Source organism: Arhodomonas sp. KWT2, from assembly GCF_041949875.1.
Taxonomy (GTDB): Bacteria; Pseudomonadota; Gammaproteobacteria; order Nitrococcales; family Nitrococcaceae; genus Arhodomonas; species Arhodomonas aquaeolei.
In genome coordinates, this window is the sequence record NZ_JBHFPQ010000020.1 from 49,520 (window position 1) to 66,255 (window position 16,736).

The following is a 16,736-nucleotide window of genomic DNA, read 5'->3' on the forward strand; positions in this document are numbered from 1 at the left end:
GGGCCGGACACGCTCTTGGGATGCGTGCGGGTCCGGCGGTGCGGACCCGCGGTCGGCACCGGTGTGCTTAGATCTTGCCGACCAGGTCCAGCGACGGCTCGAGGGTGGTCTCACCCTCCTTCCACTTCGCCGGGCAGACCTCGCCGGGGTGGTTGCGCACGTACTGCGCCGCCTTGACCTTGCGCAGCAGGTCGGTGGCGTCGCGGCCGATGCCCTCGGCGGTGGTCTCCATCGCCTGGATGACGCCGTCCGGATCGATCACGAACGTGGCACGGTCGGCCAGGCCCTCGCCCTCGCGCATGTTGTCGAAGTTGCGCGTGATCTCACCGGTGGGGTCGCCGACCATGGTGAACTTGATCTTGCCGATGGCCTCGGAGGTGTCGTGCCAGGCCTTGTGGGCGAAGTGGGTGTCGGTGGAGACGCTGTAGATCTCGACGCCCAGCTTCTGGAACTCGTCGTAGTGGTCGGCCAGGTCCTCGAGCTCCGTCGGGCAGACGAAGGTGAAGTCCGCCGGGTAGAAGAACACCACGGACCACCCGCCGCGCAGGTCCTGGTCGCTGACATCGAAGAAATCCGCGCCAGCCTTGAACGCAGTGGACTTGAACGGCTTGATCTCGGTGTTGATGAGAGACATTGGTATCGACTCCTTTCCGTGACGTTGAACCTCGAGTGCACACCCTACTGGCGACCGATTGGTTGTTCCAATTGATTGTCGTTAAATTAGTGATAGTGTCTGTCTATCGTTGTGACCCGACACGGGGCGTCGCACCAGGCGGGCGCGTGGTGCTGTGCGTTCGCGGTGCATGGCCGCGCGGCCACCGGTGCGACCGCGGTGGCGGCCCGGAGCCGGCCGGAGTGCGCTTGCGTTTCGCCCCCGAAACCGGCTACAAATACGCGGGTGGGCGTTCGCCCCGCAAGGCGGCCGTAGTTCAACGGTAGAACCCGACCCTCCCAAGGTCGTGATGCCGGTTCGATTCCGGTCGGCCGCTCCAGATCCGCCGCCGCGTCAGGGCGCGGCGGCTTCCGTCTCCTGCGACGTCTGCATCTCCTCGATCCAGTCCATCTGCACCTGTTCCCCGGGATCGGCACGCGGGTCCATTTCGGTGATGACCGTGGTGGTGCGGGCCATGCTCACGAAGGCGGTCTGCTCTTCGTTGGGCACCTGTTCGCGCCGGGCGGCCAGGGTCGCGGCGGCCATCAGCACGGCGCAGGCGGCCGCGGCGTGGAACAGCCCCTCGGTGCCGAGGAGGTTCATGAGCTGGCCGATGGCGATCGGGCCGACCACCGCGCCGATTCCCCAGAGGAAGAGCAGCGCGCCGGCGACGCCGACGAAGTTGTCCGAGCGCACGCGGTCGTTGATATGGGCCACGGCCAGCGGGTAGAGCGTGAAGGTCAGGCCGCCGTAGCCCAGGCCGACCGCGGCGAGCACGGTCAGCCCGCTGTTGGCGACGAACAGCATCACCACCGCGAAGGCGGCCAGCGCCAGGTTCACCGCCACCAGCAGGCGTCGCCGGTCGAAGACGTCGGAGAGGTGGCCGATGGGGTACTGCAGCAGCATGCCGCCGAGGATCACGGCGCTCATGAACACGGCGACGCTCTGCAGGCCCACGTGGTCGACGATGAACAGCGGTGCCAGCGCGAACGCGGAGCCGTTGACGATGCCCGCCCCCAGGCAGATGAACACCCCGAGCGGAGAGCCGCGGCAGACCAGCGCGAGCGCCATAGGCGTGCGCTCCGGCGGTGTCGGGTGGATGGCGCGGGTGAGGCTCACCGGCACCAGGCACAGCGCCAGCAATACGGCGTTGAGCATGAACAGCTCCGGTCCGCTCGCCGGGCGCACGGAGATGAGGAGCTGACCGAGGCCCAGGCCGAGGTAGCTGGTGGCCTGGTAGAGGGAGAACAGCCGGCCCCGGGCGCCGCCGGCGCCACGCTCATTGAGCCAGCTCTCGATGACCATGTACAGCCCGGCCAGGGAGAAGCCGCTGATCACCCGCAGAGCGCCCCAGACCCAGGGGTCGATCCACAGCGCGTGCACCAGCGTGGCGGCGGTGACCAGTGCGGCGAAGACCGCGAAGGCGCGGATGTGCCCGGCCCGGCGGATCACCGCGCCGGCGCCGAGGGCGCCGAGCATGAGCCCGGCGAAGTAGGCGGACATCACCAGGCCCGTGATGCCGGGGCTGTACTGCTCGATGCCCATGCGCACGGACAGCAGTGTGCCGAGCAGCCCGCTGCCGGTCATGAGGATGACCGTCGAGCCGAGCAACGCCGTGATGGAGACGATGAGCGCGCGCATCCGCCTGGGTATCCGTTGCTATGTTGGGAACTGCCGCCGTTCCGGGCGGCAGGTAGAGGTCCCGATCGGCGAAAGTACGCCTTCCCTGCACGCCTGTGAAGTGTTCGACGTGAGACCCCGTCCCTGTCACCTGCGCCGCGGCTGTGTGCTACAAGTTCCGGTAGGGGTGTGATAACGCGGCGGACGGGAAACCTTGAGCGCGCCGGCGCACTCTAACCATCACAGGCCCTCGTCCCGAGGGTCTCCACAGGGGGCGTCCCGACGGGCGAATCCGTGACGGAGGAGATGGTATGTCGAGCACGAACGGCAATCCGCGCGAGCGGCATGAGCAGTTCCTGGATTCCCTGAGCGCCTTCACCCGTGAGCACCGGGCGAAGCAGTGGGAGGGCACGTTCGCGGATTACCTGGAGCAGGTCGTCGTGCAGCAGCCCGGGCTGGCTACGCGCAGCAGCCACCAGTATGTCTGGGACATGCTGCGCTGGATGCAGCGCCGGGAGGCCGAAGCCACGCCCGAGGGGGAGGAGTTCCGGCTGTTCTCCCACGAGCTCTTCGGCATGGACCGGCCGCTGCGCCGGATCATGGACTACTTCAAGGCCGCGAGCGCGGGCTCCGAGGTCGGCCGCCGGCTGCTGCTCCTGCTCGGCCCGCCCTCCGGCGGCAAGTCCAGCCTCGTGATCCTGTTGAAGCGCGGGCTGGAGGAATACAGCCACACCGAGGAGGGGGCCCTCTACGCGCTCAAGGGCTCGCCGCTGCACGAGAACCCGCTGAACCTCGTGCCCTACACCCTGCGTGCGGAGTTCCGCGAGACCTACGGCGTGGACATCCAGGGCGATCTCTCGCCGTACTGCCGCTCGGTGCTCGAGCGCGAGTACGAGGGCGATTTCATGCAGTACCCGGTGGAGCGGGTCTTCCTCTCCGAGGCCAACCGCGTGGGTGTCGGCACGTATGCCCCTCATGATCCGACCACGGCGGATATCGCCGATCTGATCGGCTCCGTCGACCTCGCCAAGGTCTCGGAGTACGGCGACGAGGGCGACCCGCGGGCATGGAGCTGGTCCGGTGCGGTCTACGCCGCCAGCCGCGGGCTGCTGGAGATGATCGAGATCCTCAAGGTCAAGCGGGAGTTCCTCTACCTCCTGCTCACCCTCACGCAGGAGAAGAACGTCAAGGTCTCGCGTTTCCCGCTGATCCACGTGGACGAGACCATCATCGCCCACACCAACCTGGCGGAGTTCCGCAAGTTCCTCCAGGAGAAGGAGAACGAGGCCCTGCTCGACCGCATGGTCATCATCCAGGTGCCCTACACCCTCAACTACCACGATGAGGCCCGGATCTACCGCAAGCTCATCGCCCAGGCCCCGACCTTCCAGCAGGTCCACCTCGACCCGCATGCCCTGGAGGTGGCGGCGGTGTTCGCGGTGCTATCGCGGCTCAAGCCCTCCGAGCGCGAGGACCTGGACCTCTCCAAGAAGGTGCACCTGTATGCCGATGAGGGGGTCGAGGGGGTCTCGGCGAGCGAGAAGGAGCGGGTGCAGCACGAGCACGAGGACGAGGGGCTCTCCGGCGTGTCGCCCCGGTTCGTGGTCAACGCGCTGTCCAACGCGATCTCGCGCAGCGACGTCAGCAGCCTCACCAGCATGGAGGTGCTGGTCACCCTCAAGGATGCCATCGAGAACGACGCCCGCATCGAGTCCAAGCAGAAGCGGGCGTGGGTGGACTTCCTCGTCACCGCGCGCAAGGACTTCTACAACCACTGGGTCAAGGAGGACGTGCACAAGGCGCTGTTCGTCTCCTTCGAGGAGGAGAGCGCTAGCCTGCTGGAGAAGTACCTCGACGAGGTGGAGGCAACCCTGGACAACCGCGAGGTCAACGACCCCATCACCGGCGAGTCGCGGCCGCCGGACGAGCGCTTTCTGCGCTCGGTGGAGGAGAAGATCAACATCTCCGACGCCGGCAAGAACACCTTCCGCCAGGAGGTGGTGCGCAAGGCGATGGTCGCCTACAAGCGCGGCGAGAGCTTCACGCTCGACTCCCACACCCGGCTCAAGGAGGCCATGGAGCGTTATCTGTTCGAGGAGCGCCGCGACGTGCTGCGTCTGGTGACCTCGGTGACCCGCCCGGACGAGGAGGCGAAGGAGAAGATCGCCGCCGTCGAGGAGCGGCTGATCGGCGACTACGGCTACGACCGTCACGGCGCACGGGAGGCGCTCAACTACGTGACCACGCTGCTGTCCCAGGAATAGCGCGAGACAGCCCGCATCGGCGGGCGAGGAGGGCGCAATGACGCTCATCGAGACCCACGGCAGCGACGCCGACGGCCACTGGTACGACCTCTTCTCCCGGGGCACCCGGGACTGGCTCCGTCACAACCGCCGTGTGCGCGAGGCGGTGCGCGAGCAGCTCCCCGACCTGGTGGCTGGCTCCGACATCCTGTCCCGGCCGGACAACCGCACCGTCCAGGTGCCGGTGAAGTTCATGGAGCACTACCGCTTCCGGCTCCGTGACCCGAGCGAGCAGGAGGGCGCTGGCCAGGGCCAGGCGGAGCCCGGTGACGTGCTTCGTCCCGCCCAGCCGGGGCACCCGGGGGCCGGCGGCGAAGAGGGCGCGGGCGAGGGCGACGGCGGCGTGACCTTCGTGCTGGAGTTCCGCGTCGACGACATCCTCGACTGGCTGTGGGAGGAGCTGGAGCTGCCCAATCTCCAGCCCAAGCAGGGCGACAGCGTCGAGACCGACGAGCTGATCCGCGAGGGCTGGGACCGTCGCGGGGCGCGCTCGCGGCTCGACCGCCGCCGTACCATGCGCGAGGCGATCAAGCGGCGCAGCGCCACGGGCCCCGGGGCGGTGCCGATCAGCAACGACGATCTGCGCTTCCGCCAGCTCGCACGCCGGCGCAAGCCGAGCACCAATGCGGTCGTCTTCCTGTTGCTGGACGTCTCATCGAGCATGGACGAGCATTGCCGCAAGCTCGCCAAGACGTTCTTCTTCTGGGCCCTGGCGGGCATCCGCCGGCAGTTCTCCGCGGTGGAGACGGTGTTTGTCGCGCACACCGTGGAGGCGTGGACCTTCGAGGAGGAGGCCTTCTTCCAGGTCCACGGCCAGGGTGGCACACGCAGCTCCTCCGGGCTGCTGAAGGTCGAGGAGGAGCTGGAGGCGGGCTACGACCCGTCGCGCTACAACTGCTATCTCTTCTACGCCACCGACGGCCACAACTTCAGCGAGGATCGTGGCAAGGCGACGGAGATACTCGCGCGGCTGGCGCCGCAGATGAACTTCATGGGCTATGCCGAGGTGTCCCACGCCGGGCACCGGCGGCTCGATACCGAGGTCGCCATCATCTGGCGCGAGCTCGCGGCGCTGGGCGTGCCCTGCGGCAGCTACGCGCTCAGCGACGACGGCGATATCTGGCCGGCGATCCGGGCGTTCTTCACCGATCAGGCGGACGCGGCGGAGGCGGTTTGATATGACCCTGACCCTGGAGCAGGCGGTTCCGAGGATGGAGGCCCTGGCCCGGGAGCTGGGGCTGGAGCACTATCCCGTCGACTTCGAGCTGGTGCCCTCGGCATTCATGACCGAGATCGCCGTCTACGGGCTGCCGGTGCGTATGCCGCACTGGTCGTTCGGCGTGCGCTGGATCTACCAGATGGTCCAGCACCGTATGGGGCACTCGCGAATCTTCGAGGTGGTCTTCCCGGGCAATCCCAACCGGGCGTTCCTGGTGGACACCAACAGCGTCGAGGAGAACACCCTGGTCGTCGCCCACGTGCTCGGGCACGCAGACTTCTCGCGCAACAACCTGCTGTTCGCCCACAGCCAGTCCCAGGTGGGCTACCACATCGTCGAGCAGGCGGCGGCGCACGCGCACCGTATCGAGGAGGTGATCGAGACCGTGGGCGAGCGGCGCGTCGAGGCGGTGCTGGACGCGGCCCTGGCGCTGGAGCCGCACATCGACACCGACCAGCCCCTCAACCGCCCGCGCTACGAGAGCACCCGTTCCGCGGCCGGCGCCGGGACGGCGGAGGCTGACGCGGAGCCGGAGTTCCAGGACCGCTACGCCATGCTACCCGGGGAGGCGGAAGGGCTCGGCGACGCCCCGCAGCACCGGGCGCCGCCGAGGATCCCGCCGCACCCCGAGCGCGACCTGCTGTGGTTCATCGCCCAGTACGCCCCGGAGATGGAGGATTGGGAGCGCGACATCTTCCTCGCGGTACGCAAGGAGGCGTACTACTTCCAGCCGGTGTTCAACTGCCAGATCATGAACGAGGGCTGGGCGAGCTACTGGCACGCGCGGCTGCTGCGCGAGGCGGACTTCCTGCCCTCGCAGGCGTACGTGGACTGCATGAAGACGCATTCCGACGTGGTCCGGCCCTACGGCGGCGACAGCCGCATCTCACTGCAGGTCAATCCGTATCACCTGGGCTACGTGCTCTGGCAGCACATCGTCGAGAACGACGGCCTGGAGGCGGCCCGGGCGGTGATGAGCCAGGAGGACGACTTCGGCTTCGTGCGCAACTACCTCACCGCCGAGCGGGCCCGGGAGCTGGAGCTGTTCGTCTATGCGGCGCGCCAGGACGGCCAGATCCGGGTGACCGATTCCAACCTTGCCGAGCTGCACGAGACCCTGCTCGGGCCGAAGTACAACTTCGGTGCGCCGCGGGTGGTGGTCGAGGAGCTACAGCGCGACGGCGGCCTGGTGCTGCGTCAGAACGTTGCCGACGACGGGCGGGGGCTGGACCTGGCGCGGGCGCGCCATGTGCTCGACTACATTTACCGGGTGTGGCGCCGGCCGGTGACCCTGCTGACCTGCGACGAGCGGGGGCGGGAGCTGCGCCTCGAGCCCGACGGCGGTGGGGACGCGGATTAGCTCCGGCTTATCGTTTCCGCACTTTTCCGGCCGAACGGGCTGTGGCCGGCAATGGTTTCCATATGGTTAACAATATGTTGATGTGTGCCCGCTTGCCGGGCGCCGGCACGGTGCGGAGACTGACGGCGTCAGGCAGGCGGGGTCGCCAAGGCGGTCTGGCCTGCGCAACCGTGATCGAGGGACGCGACAGTGTGGCGCAATACGACATCGGCGTACGGACTGGTCAGCATCGTGCTTCACTGGCTCATCGCCGCGGCCATTCTCGGCCTGTTCGGCCTGGGGCTGTGGATGGTGGACCTCTCCTATTACCACCCCTGGTACACCACCGCCCCTGACATCCACCGCTCCATCGGCGTGCTCGTGGGTGCGGCCGTGCTCGCGCGCCTGATCTGGCGCGGGCTCAACCCGCGGCCGGCCTTCGAGACCGGCATGGCACGCTGGGAGCGCGCCGGTGCGCTGGCGGCCCACTGGGTCATGTACGCGCTGATGCTCGGTGTCGTCGCCGCCGGCTATCTGATCACCACGGCGCAGGGCGATGCGGTCAGTGTGTTCGGCTGGTTCGAGGTGCCGGCCCTCGTCTCCGGCGTGGAGCAGCAGGAGGAGCTGGCCGGTGCGATCCATTATTATGGCGCCTGGGCACTGGTGCTGATCGCCACGGTCCACGCCCTCGCCGCCCTCAAGCATCATTTCGTCGACCGGGACCGCACGCTGGTACGCATGCTCCGTCCCGGCCGGTGAGTTCCGAGCAATCCATCGAGAGTCACAATCACCAGGAGGGACCGATGAAGCGCATCCTGACGACAATAGCCGCCACGTTGCTGGCGTTCGGCGTCACCGCCGCCCAGGCCGCTCCCGAGCAGTACAAGCTCGATACGGCACATACGTTCATTACCTTCAAGACCAGCCATATCGGGTTCTCGTGGATGCCCGGGGTGTTCCACGACTTCTCCGGCACCATCACCTACGATCCGGAGGACCGTGCCGCGAGCTCGACGGAGTTCACGGTGCAGACCGAGTCCGTCGACACCTTTCACGCCGAGCGCAACAAGCACCTGCGTGAACGCGACGGCCTGTTCGAGACCGGGGAGTTCCCGACGGCGAAGTTCGTGAGCACTTCCTACGAGCCCACCGGTCCGGACTCCGCGAAGCTCACCGGTGAGCTGACCATCAAGGGCAACACCCACACGGTGGAGTTCAAGGTCCAGGAGCTCGCCGCGCGCAAGGATCCCTGGGGGAACTTCCGGCGTGCCTTCTCCGCCAGCGCCACGATCAATCTGGCGGATTTCGGGCTGACCTATTTCGCCGACAACAACATTCCGGAGCCCAAGACCGCGGAGATCAACATCTCCGTCGAAGCACTGCGCCAGTAGTCGCTCGCCGGCACGTGCACCTGCCACGTCTGCCGGTCCCACACGCCCGCCGGTGCCCCCGTGCCGGCGGGCGTTCTCGTGTGGGCCTGACGCCCCGGCGTAACGAGGGATCCCCGGGTCAGGTGCGATGGGTCGCCGGCAACAACACAACAGGCCGCGGGACGGTCGCCGTACCGCGCACCGTCACAGCCCGAACGGGCGTCGTCCTGCTGCCCCGGCCTTCGCGGTGAGACGCGACCGGTCCGATGCGGCACCCCGTCCCGGGACGGCGGGAGAGCCGTGGCGTCACCGCCCGGCGACGGCCGCCGGTACCGCGCCGTCCGGCGGCGACGGCATCGCCATGCGGTTCGTGGCAGCCTATGATCCTCCCCCGGTCCGTCGCGGTTTGGCGCGGGCCGCCCTGCCATCATTCCGACGAGGTGACACGAGACGATGACCAGCGCGATGGCATTCCTGCTGATCGGACTGCTGCTCGTGGCCATGGGGTTCACCCGGTCGGCCGTCGACCGGCTGCCCGTGACTACCGCCATGCTCTACCTGGGTGTGGGTCTGGTGGCCGGGCCCACGCTGCTCCAGGCCTATCACTTCAACCCGCTCAAGCAGTCGCAGACCCTGGAGCTGATCACCGAACTCGCGGTGCTGCTCTCCCTGTACACGGCGGGCGTGAAGATGCCGGGACCGTTCAGCCTGCGCCGCTGGCGCACCACGGCGTTGCTGGCCACGGTGGCGCTGACCGTGACCATCGCCGTGATGGCCGTTTTTGGTTACGTCGTCCTCGGGCTCTCCGCCGGGGCGGCGATCCTGCTGGCGGGGATCCTCGCGCCCACGGACCCGGTGCTCGCCACCGACGTGCAGGTGCGCCATCCGGGGGACCGGGACCGCCTGCGTCTGGCGCTGACCTCGGAGGCGGGGCTCAATGATGGCACCGCCTTCCCGTTCGTGCTGCTGGGGCTCGGGCTGCTGGGTATCCATCCGCTGGGAGAGGCCGGTACGGCCTGGGTGTTGCGGGACGTGCTGTGGGCGAGTGCCGCCGGCGTGGGCATCGGCCTGGCGGCGGGTGTGCTCGTCGGGCATGCTGCGGTCGAGGTGCGCCGGCGCTGGCCCGACGCGGTGCTCATGGACGATTTCGTGGGCCTGGGGCTCATCGCGACGGTCTACGGCCTCACCGTGAGCATCCATGCCTACGGGTTCCTGGCCGTGTTTGCCGCCGCTGTCGCCCTGCGCCAGACGGAGGTCCGTGCCGAGCCGCTGGCGCGAAACCGCATTACCGACGCGTCGCTGCTGTTCAAGGAGCAGCTCGAACGTTTCAGCGAGGTGGTGGTGATCCTGCTCGTCGGCGGCACGCTGTTCCTCAACTCCTGGAGCTGGCGTGCGGTGGCCACGGCGCTGTTCCTGTTCCTGGTCGCGCGGCCGCTCGGGGTCTGGCTTGGGCTGCTCGGCAGCCGCGCGCCGCGGCGCATGCGGATGATGACGGCCTGGTTCGGCGTGCGCGGGATCGGCTCGCTCTACTACCTGATGTATGCCATCGACCAGGGCCTGAGCGAGTCCGTGGCGCTGGAGCTGATCCACATCACGCTTATCGTGGTGACGCTCTCGATCCTGGTCCACGGGATCAGCGTCAAGCCCATGCTGAGCCGCTACTGGCACCGCGGCAGCCGCCATCGCCGGCCTGCCGCGGTGCCGTAACCCGCCGGCTCACGGGTCCTGGCCCTCCTCGATCACGCCGCGTTCGAACAGGCCCAGCACCACGACGATGACGAGCGCCAGCGCCGTGACGACGGCCGCCAGCGCCAGCTCGCCGGCGCCACAGGCGACCCCGATGGCGCCGACGGTCCAGATGGCGGCACCGGTGGTGATGCCCTGAATACCGGTGTTGCTACGAATGATGCTGCCGGCCCCAAGGAAGCCGATGCCGCCGATCACGCCCTCGATGATGCGGGTGGGGTCGATGCTGGCGGCCCCCGGTTTGCCCTCCGCGGCGGAGAGCAGGATGTCCATGCCGATGAGCATGAACGATGCCGCGCCGAGCGCCACCAGCATGTGCGAGCGAAGCCCGGCTGGTTTGCCGCGGAGCTCGCGCTCCAGGCCCAGCAGCATCGCCAGCCCCGTCGCTGCCGACAGGCGGGCAAGCATCTCCAGCAGCGGGAGCTCACCGCTCATAATGTTCCCCCTGGTTAGCACCATTGGAGCCCCGCTCGGACACGCCCATGCCGGCGGTCAGCACGAAGCGCATGGCGTCCTGTGCGCCCATGTCCACGGGCTCGACCTGTCCCCGGGGCATCACCAGGGTGAAGCCGCCGATCTGGTAGCTCATGGGCAGATACACCGCCACCATGTCCTCGCCGCCCAGGGCATCGCCGAGCCCGTCCCGGGTCAGGAAGCCGAGCACCGCCTCGGAGCGGCCCGGCACGCGCACGAGCACGGGGCGGCCGGTGTCCTGGCCGTCGTGGGGGGAGAACATCTGCATGACGTCGCGGATCGAGCCGTAAATGGTCTTGATCAGCGGGATGTGTTCCAGCAGGCGCTCGCTCAGATCGAACAGCCGGCGCACGATCCAGACCTGCATCAGCACGCCCACGCCGAAGACCAGCGCGACACCCAGCAGCAGTCCCAGACCCGGGAAGGCCAGGGTGTCCGGCAGCAGCCACTCGCTGATCGCGCCGAGTACGCGCTCGGCATACAGACCCAGCCATGCCAGTAGCGCGAAGGTCAGGGCGATCGGCACGACCGCGGCGAGTCCGGACAGGAATATGCGTCCAAGGGTTTTCATTGTCTTTTGTCCCGGTCGCTGTGTGATGGGCACGGGGCGGTCGATGCCGCACCCGTACCCGATAAGGGAAGGGGTGTCAGTTGCCGTCGCTCATGTTGTCCGTGGTTTCCTCCATCTCGTCGCCGGCCTCCTCGATCGCCTGGCCGGTATCTTCGACGGCCTCGTCCACCTGCTCGCCCGCCTTCTCCGCGGGGCCTTCGTCGTCACAGGCGACCAGACCGAATCCGAGCATAAGGGCAAGGGCGAGAAAAAGGGTGCGTCGCATTCCGGTTCTCCATTGTCCGGGGGTGAGTTCGGTACCGGCCGGGGTGCCATCGGCGATGCGCCGTACCCACGGCCGCTCTATGGCCCCGTCACCCGCATTGACCCGCCGTCGATGCACCAGGCCTCTCCGGCGGGGCCCTCTGCCTGCGACGATGGGATCGGGGGCGTACGCCGTCAACGACCGCCGGATAGCCGTGCTGGCCGGTGGCGGTGTGTCCGCGTATGGCGACACCGCGGCGGTGCAGCGGGGTTAAAGGTCCGGGTCGTCCAGCGGGCTGGATGCGGAGTGGGGCTGGGGGACGTCCTCGGTGCCGACGTCTTCGCGGCTGACGTCCATGGAGCCGGACCAGTCCTCCGGGGGCTCGATGGGACGGGCGCTGATATCGAGCCAGGTCTCCATGTCCAGTGCCTCCACGGCACCGTCGAAGTACTGGATCTCGATGCTATCGTCATCGCTCTCGAAGGCGACGACCTCGAAGCTGTCCCCTGACGGGGTCATGTACCAGTCCCCGACCACGGGGTCGTGACCGACAGCCATCGCGGGACCTCCTCCACCTGTTCCGGATGCCCTGAGGCAAGCCTGCTTCACGTATAGGAAGCGACCGCCGTCGCTGCAACGGCGGTCTGACGGGCGGCGGAAGCGCCCCCCCCCGGCATCAGGCGATGCGGAAGCGGCGGAACATCTCGTCGAGTCGGCGGGAAAGACTGTCGAGCTCCCCGGCCGCGTGGCTGATGCCCTGCGCCCCTTCGTCGGAGCGCGAGGTCAGCTCGGCGACCTCGGTAATGGTCCGGTTGATGTCCTCGGAGACGGTGCTCTGCTCTTCCGTGGCGGTGGCGATCTGCAGGTTGAGATCCCGCATGGTCGAAACGGCCGTCTCGACGTCGCGGATGGCCGTCGCGGTGGACTCGGCCTGCTCCAGCGTCGATCCGGCGCGCTCGCGTCCCTTCCGGGTGAGGTCGCCCGCGGTGGTCGCCGCGGACTGGAGCTTCTCGATGGTCTGGCGGATCTCCTCGGTGGATTCCTGGGTACGCTGGGCGAGGGTGCGTACCTCCTCGGCCACCACCGCGAAGCCGCGGCCGTGCTCGCCGGCCCGCGCGGACTCGATGGCGGCGTTGAGGGCGAGGAGGTTAGTCTGCTCGGCAATGCCGCGGATGACCTCGAGTACGGTGCCGATCTCGGTGGTGTCCTGCTGCAGCTGCTCCATGGCGTTACCGAGCTCGCTCACGAGATCGTCCATGTGCTTGACGGCCGTGACGTTCTCGTCCATCGCCCGGAGGCTACTCTGGGTGTTGTCGCCCGCCTGGTCCGCGGCGGAGGCGGCATCAGAGGCATTGCGGGCGACTTCCTGGATCGTGGCGGACATCTCCGAGATGGAGCTGGCGCTGCCTTCGGTGCGCGAGCGTACCTCGGAGCTGTCGTCCGCGAGACCGGACGCCGTCCGGGTCAGCTCCTGCGCCGTCTCGGCGAGCGACCGGGCCGCTTCCTGCATCCGTGCGAGCATGTCGGTGATGTTGCTGCGCATGCCCTTCAAACCCTCGGAGAGGCGGCCGAGTTCATCTGCGCGGTCGACGCCGGTGTCGTTCCGGAAGTCGCCGTGGGAGTACGCGTCGATGGCGTCGGCGAGCCGGCGGGTGGGGTGTACCACGCTGCGGTTGAGCATCCAGAACAGCAGAGCCAGGGCCACGATGGAGACGCCGACGATGACGGGCAGGCTCCAGTCGGTGGCGATACCGGCCGTCCGGGACGCGGCTTCGCGCTGCTGGCGGGTGAGCGTGCCGATCTGGTCAGCTGCCTTGCTCAGCAGCTCGGTCGGTCCGCGATCGATGCCACGGACCGCGGTGTCGCCGGCACGGTGGTCGAAGCCGCTATCGACGAACGCCTTGTAGCCCTGCCGGTACTGTTCGGCCATGTTCTCGTGGGCGGTGAGGAATTTCTGCAGTGTCGAGCGGATCGCCGGCGTCGGGGCCGCAGCAATCAGGTCCTCGATGCGGGACTGCACCTCGCCTTCGGTCTCGCGGAACTGGCGCCAGTACTTCTCGCGCTGAGCGTCGTCACTGCCGCGCAGCAGTACGTTCTTCCACTCCTGGACCTGCTGCTTGAACAGCCGGTTGGTCGCGAGGATCTCGGTCTCGGCGTGGACGTAGCGTGTGAGCAGGCGTTCGTAGTCGCCGATGCTCGTGTTGAGCCGCACCACGGCGATCACCGCCGTAATGCAGACCACGGCCATCGCCAGGCCGACGGATGCCAGCAGCCAGTTACGCAGGCTGGATTTGAGCCAAGTCATCATCGATGTAGTTCCCCGGGCAGTCAACGTGAGCAGTTCCTACCGCGAACGAGTAATGGTGGTTAAGCTTTATGGTTCGTGGTGTCGACGGTGTATCGGCACGGCGGGGCGGTGCCTTAAGGCCTGGCGGCGAACGTCGTGGCAGTGGCCGATGGGCGGTATTCGCAGGGGCCTGGACGGCGATGCGCTGGCGAGCAACAGGCGTTCGATGCAGCGGTCCGGTCACGGGTCGGCGGGCGCCTCACCGACGCGACGGACCGATGGAACAGGGCGGAGGCATGGCGCAGGGATTCCGTGAACGCATGGCCGCGGAGGTCGCGGCGTGGCGGCACCAGGGCGTGGTCGACGACGATCTGGCCGCACGTCTCGCTGCGCGATACGCTGACGCGGAGGGCGCCGGGGCAATGGCGGTCCGGTTGCTGGGGGGGATCGCGGTAGTCCTGCTTGCCGCTTCTTCCCTCGCCGGGGTGGGGATCCTGCTGCAGAGCGCCTCCCCCGTTGCCCTGGCCGTGCTGGTACTGGCCGCCGCTTTCGCTGCCGGCTGGGCGGGGATCGGCCTGGCGCGGGATCGACGCCGGGGGCTGACCGTCACCGGCGGGGTGCTCATCACCTTTGCGCTCGCGGCTGGTTACGCCGGGGCGTTGCTGTTGTACTTCGGTCTTGGCGGCGGGGGCGGGGCGGACATCCCGCTGCTGGCGATGCTGCTCACGGCGATTGCCGCCCTGGCGGTGGCCTATTCGAACGCCCTGCGGTGGCCCTTGTTCCTGGGGCTGCTTCTGCTCTTCCACTGGGCGGGCACCCGTCATGGCTATATCGGTCATGGTGGCTATTTCCTGGACATCCAGAATGAACGGGACATGGCGGTCGCCGGTCTCACGGCGGTCGTGTTCGGTGTCCTGCACGAGTCGGTGGGCGAAAGGCGCTGGCTGCGACGCCAGGTCGGTTTCGGACATCTCTGGCTGGTCTGGGGGCTGGTCTATTTCAATCTCTGCCTCTGGATACTCTCCATACGGCCCGGAGGCACCGGCTGGGTGCTGGCGTTCAGCGCCGCCGGCGTCGCCCAGATCGTGGCCGGGGCGGTGCTCCGGGACGGACGCTTCACCGGGTTCGGCGTCGTTTTCCTGGCTATCGATGTGTATACGCGGCTGTTCGAACGGTTCTGGGACGAGGTCTCCATCGGGGGGTTCCTGCTGGTCTGCGGACTGCTCGGTGTCGGCATCGGGGGCATGTGTGAGCGCTTCGGCGCGGGGCGGGCGTCATGAGTCCCGCGCGCTTCAGACGGCGGGTGCGCCGTGAGCTTGCGGCGCTGCGACGCGAAGGTGTGCTCGACGACGCCGGGTTCTCCGCCCTTGCGGCCCGTTATCCCGATGCCGGCTGGGACTGGCGTTCGCTGGGGCGGTGGTTCGCGATATTCGGCGGTATCAGTGCCGCGGCCGGCGTGGTCCTGCTGGGCCGTGAGCTGCTCGGTTTCTCGCTGGCAAGGCTCGCCGCGGTGCTCGGTGTCTGCGTCGTCGCCGCTTTCGCGGGCGGCCTCCGGCTCAGGCGGCGCGGCGGTTACCACTGGACACCCCGGGGCCTGGAGCTTCTGGGCGGCCTGCTGGTGATCGCCCTGACCTTTACCGTGGGGGCGATCATCTCGGCCGGCTCCGGCAACTGGCCGGCGCTGCTGCTTATCGACCTGGGGGTGCTCCTGGTCCTGGCGTACGTGCTGGACAACCTGCTGCTCCTGATCGCGGCGGCGGTGGTGTTCTTCGCCTGGTTCGGCGGGGCCACCGGTTATGCCTCGGGCTGGGGCGTGTACTGGTTCGGGATGAGTTATCCGCTGCGTTTCCTTCTGGCCGGTCTCGCCGTCGCTCTCGCCGGCGGGCTCCACCGACTGGCGGAGGCGGGGCCTTTGGCCCGCTATCGCGGCTTTTTCCTGGTGTGGCTGTCCGCCGGGGTGTTCTTTGCGGAGATGGCGCTGTGGCTGCTGTCCCTGTTCGGCAGCTTCGAGCTGTCGGATGGCTTTCACCGGGCCGGTGCCGGGGAACTGTGGCTGTTCAACCTCGCCTGGCTCGGTCTCAATGCCGCGCTCATGTCGCTTGGAATCCGTTACCGGCTGCGGATGCTGCGTGGCTATGCCTGGACATTCCTCGTCATCCAGGGCTACACCCAGTTCTTCCGGTTTTTCGGGCATGCCCTGGGCCCGGTATTCACCGGCTTCGTGATGGGAGCGGCCACCCTGGCCCTGGTGGTGTGGGCGGAGCGCCGCAGGCGGGAGGCAAGCGGCACCGGTTAGCACGGGTCGCCGCGACCGTCGCGGGGGGCGGTGCGGGACCATGGGCCCGGGACGCCACGGGTGTGTCCCGGGGGCTGCCCTATGCGGTGCTTTGCGAACGCGTAGCCGCCCCGCCTTGGGCCAGGCCGGGCGCTGTGCTGGGAGAGGCCTGCGTCAGCAGCACATCATCGGCGCCGGCGTAGATGCGGCGCGAGCGCAGGTAGCCGGCGCCGAGCCAGGACGGCTCGCGGGCGTCGACGGGCATGCCGGGGGGTATCCGCCCGGTGCGCTCGTAGTAGGCGGCGTAGCCCTGCTCCTCGTCGCTGAGCGAGATGCCGAGGCGCCGGGCATTGAGGGCAAAGCGCTCGTCGCCGTCGAGCAGCTGCTTGTACCGCACCAGGTCCTTGATGTGGCCGATCACCTCTGTGCGATCGTCGGCGAGAAAGCCGGCGATGGCGTCGTGGACGTAGTGATCCATGAGCGTGGCCACCGCGGCCGGCGGGCGGCCTCGGCGACGAGGGCGTGGAGGGGGCGCTCGCTGGCGTCGGCCTGGCGGATGGCGAGCCGGGCGGGGGCGCCGATGAGGTGCTTGAGCTCGAGATCGCCGCGCTGGCAGAGGCAGTCGAGGCGGTAGCG

At 68.3% G+C, this 16,736-nt stretch carries 17 protein-coding genes and 1 tRNA gene; 9 read left to right on the forward strand and 9 right to left on the reverse strand.

All coding sequences use genetic code 11. The annotated features are described in order from the left end of the window. Window positions 1-67: 67 nt before the first annotated feature. A complete protein-coding gene (gene ahpC, locus ACEZHJ_RS01135) occupies window positions 68-634 on the reverse strand; it encodes an alkyl hydroperoxide reductase subunit C (protein WP_018719044.1) in 567 nt (188 codons plus the stop codon). A 284-nt stretch (window positions 635-918) separates the two neighbouring features. Here ahpC and ACEZHJ_RS01140 point away from each other — a divergent pair. Further along, window positions 919-992, forward strand: a tRNA-Gly gene (locus ACEZHJ_RS01140). 14 nt (window positions 993-1,006) lie between these two features. Here ACEZHJ_RS01140 and ACEZHJ_RS01145 read toward each other — a convergent pair. Continuing rightward, entirely contained in the window at window positions 1,007-2,293 is a 1,287-nt protein-coding gene (locus tag ACEZHJ_RS01145; RefSeq protein WP_163138820.1) for an MFS transporter, read from the reverse strand. A 290-nt stretch (window positions 2,294-2,583) separates the two neighbouring features. Here ACEZHJ_RS01145 and ACEZHJ_RS01150 point away from each other — a divergent pair, with 290 nt between their 5' ends. The 6 genes from ACEZHJ_RS01150 to ACEZHJ_RS01175 all read left to right on the forward strand — a co-directional run bounded on the left by ACEZHJ_RS01150 (window position 2,584) and on the right by ACEZHJ_RS01175 (window position 10,210). After that, entirely contained in the window at window positions 2,584-4,536 is a 1,953-nt protein-coding gene (locus ACEZHJ_RS01150) for a serine protein kinase (RefSeq protein ID WP_018719042.1), read from the forward strand. 37 nt (window positions 4,537-4,573) lie between these two features. Continuing rightward, window positions 4,574-5,752: a DUF444 family protein gene (locus ACEZHJ_RS01155; protein WP_018719041.1), complete on the forward strand. Its 1,179-nt coding sequence runs from the start codon at window positions 4,574-4,576 to the stop codon at window positions 5,750-5,752. Window position 5,753: 1 nt separating this feature from the next. Next, window positions 5,754-7,154, forward strand: a complete 1,401-nt coding sequence (locus ACEZHJ_RS01160; RefSeq protein WP_018719040.1) for a SpoVR family protein — start codon at window positions 5,754-5,756, stop codon at window positions 7,152-7,154. Between the two features lie 189 nt (window positions 7,155-7,343). Further along, window positions 7,344-7,892, forward strand: a complete 549-nt coding sequence (locus tag ACEZHJ_RS01165) for a cytochrome b (protein WP_018719039.1) — start codon at window positions 7,344-7,346, stop codon at window positions 7,890-7,892. A gap of 44 nt (window positions 7,893-7,936) precedes the next feature. Beyond that, window positions 7,937-8,524, forward strand: coding sequence for a YceI family protein (locus ACEZHJ_RS01170; protein ID WP_018719038.1), 588 nt, complete (start codon window positions 7,937-7,939; stop codon window positions 8,522-8,524). A 432-nt stretch (window positions 8,525-8,956) separates the two neighbouring features. Continuing rightward, complete coding sequence (locus ACEZHJ_RS01175) at window positions 8,957-10,210, forward strand: sodium:proton antiporter (RefSeq protein WP_163138819.1); 1,254 nt, start codon at window positions 8,957-8,959, stop codon at window positions 10,208-10,210. A gap of 9 nt (window positions 10,211-10,219) precedes the next feature. Here the strand turns inward: ACEZHJ_RS01175 and ACEZHJ_RS01180 are convergent, their stop codons facing one another. The 5 genes from ACEZHJ_RS01180 to ACEZHJ_RS01200 all read right to left on the reverse strand — a co-directional run bounded on the left by ACEZHJ_RS01180 (window position 10,220) and on the right by ACEZHJ_RS01200 (window position 13,843). Beyond that, window positions 10,220-10,684: an MgtC/SapB family protein gene (locus ACEZHJ_RS01180; protein ID WP_018719036.1), complete on the reverse strand. Its 465-nt coding sequence runs from the start codon at window positions 10,682-10,684 to the stop codon at window positions 10,220-10,222. After that, window positions 10,674-11,294 (reverse strand): DUF502 domain-containing protein, encoded by a 621-nt coding sequence (locus ACEZHJ_RS01185; protein WP_018719035.1) that lies wholly within the window; start codon window positions 11,292-11,294, stop codon window positions 10,674-10,676. The genes ACEZHJ_RS01180 and ACEZHJ_RS01185 overlap by 11 nt, the downstream gene beginning before the upstream one ends. 76 nt (window positions 11,295-11,370) lie before the next feature. Next, window positions 11,371-11,559 (reverse strand): hypothetical protein, encoded by a 189-nt coding sequence (locus ACEZHJ_RS01190; protein ID WP_018719034.1) that lies wholly within the window; start codon window positions 11,557-11,559, stop codon window positions 11,371-11,373. A 249-nt stretch (window positions 11,560-11,808) separates the two neighbouring features. Continuing rightward, window positions 11,809-12,096 (reverse strand): DUF6763 family protein, encoded by a 288-nt coding sequence (locus ACEZHJ_RS01195; protein WP_018719033.1) that lies wholly within the window; start codon window positions 12,094-12,096, stop codon window positions 11,809-11,811. 118 nt (window positions 12,097-12,214) lie between these two features. Further along, window positions 12,215-13,843, reverse strand: a complete 1,629-nt coding sequence (locus tag ACEZHJ_RS01200; protein WP_026321198.1) for a methyl-accepting chemotaxis protein — start codon at window positions 13,841-13,843, stop codon at window positions 12,215-12,217. Window positions 13,844-14,121: 278 nt separating this feature from the next. Between ACEZHJ_RS01200 and ACEZHJ_RS01205 the strand changes: the two genes are divergently transcribed. Together ACEZHJ_RS01205 and ACEZHJ_RS01210 are read left to right on the forward strand one after the other, a co-directional pair. After that, window positions 14,122-15,105 (forward strand): hypothetical protein, encoded by a 984-nt coding sequence (locus tag ACEZHJ_RS01205; protein WP_018719031.1) that lies wholly within the window; start codon window positions 14,122-14,124, stop codon window positions 15,103-15,105. Continuing rightward, on the forward strand, window positions 15,102-16,121 hold the full coding sequence (locus ACEZHJ_RS01210; RefSeq protein WP_026321197.1) for a DUF2157 domain-containing protein: 1,020 nt from the start codon (window positions 15,102-15,104) through the stop codon (window positions 16,119-16,121). Before ACEZHJ_RS01205 ends, ACEZHJ_RS01210 begins: the two co-directional genes overlap by 4 nt. 79 nt (window positions 16,122-16,200) lie before the next feature. Here ACEZHJ_RS01210 and ACEZHJ_RS01215 read toward each other — a convergent pair whose 3' ends face one another. Next, window positions 16,201-16,578 carry a hypothetical protein gene (locus ACEZHJ_RS01215; RefSeq protein ID WP_163138817.1) on the reverse strand — a complete coding sequence of 126 codons (378 nt, stop codon included), beginning with the start codon at window positions 16,576-16,578 and terminating at the stop codon, window positions 16,201-16,203. Beyond that, window positions 16,518-16,736: contractile injection system protein, VgrG/Pvc8 family (locus ACEZHJ_RS01220; RefSeq protein WP_375036147.1), on the reverse strand; the 219-nt coding region annotated here is incomplete at its 5' end. The genes ACEZHJ_RS01215 and ACEZHJ_RS01220, both read right to left, overlap by 61 nt.